1 protein-coding gene is annotated in these 612 nt (G+C 69.6%); it reads right to left on the bottom strand.

What is annotated here, in order from left to right:
* Positions 1-358, bottom strand: a 358-nt coding sequence (locus tag ACFV5H_RS01950) for an ALF repeat-containing protein (RefSeq protein WP_385192236.1), incomplete at its 3' end; no start/stop codon positions are given.
* Positions 359-612 lie beyond the last annotated feature (254 nt).

Consider the following 612-nt stretch of genomic DNA (forward strand, 5'->3'; position numbering starts at 1 on the left):
CGGCGTAGGGCTTGCCGAGGATGGTGAAGACGGCGACCTGGTCGTCCTCGTACTGCGCGAGCCGGTAGCCGGTCTTCAGGAACGCCCGCATGTCCTCCAGGGTGCCGTCCAGGGCCGCGTTGGCGTCCCGTGTGACGCGCTTGCCCGCATAAGGCTTGCCGAGGAGCGTGAGGATGGCGGCGCGCAGCTCATGCTCTGACATCTCGTCCACCGGTGTACCGGGGCCGTCGGTGCCGGCCGCCGCCGTGGCGGCGACAGGAGCCGGCGCCGAGTCCGCGGCGAACGCCGGACCGGTGAGAAGGAGGGCCGGCGTGAGCGCAGTGGCGGCCACCGCCAGAACACCGCGGGTCAGTCTCATACGTCAACCTGCCTGTTCGGTAAGGGCTTTCACGGAAGACGGCGACTGCCGTCCCGAACACCCTTTCACCGCCCCGGACCGGAGATCACTGCCGGATACAGGCAGTTCTGACGCGCCGTCATTGCCGGAACGCCCTCGGACCGTGACGTCTGCCGTCGGGGGACACGGCGGGGGCCCGGCCCCCCAGGAGACCATGTGACAAGGCCCCCCCCCAAGTTGTTGAAGGAGGGGGCGCGACCGAGGAGGAAACAGAC

It is taken from the genome of Streptomyces sp. NPDC059787 (assembly GCF_042732315.1).
GTDB lineage: Bacteria > Actinomycetota > Actinomycetes > Streptomycetales > Streptomycetaceae > Streptomyces > Streptomyces atrovirens.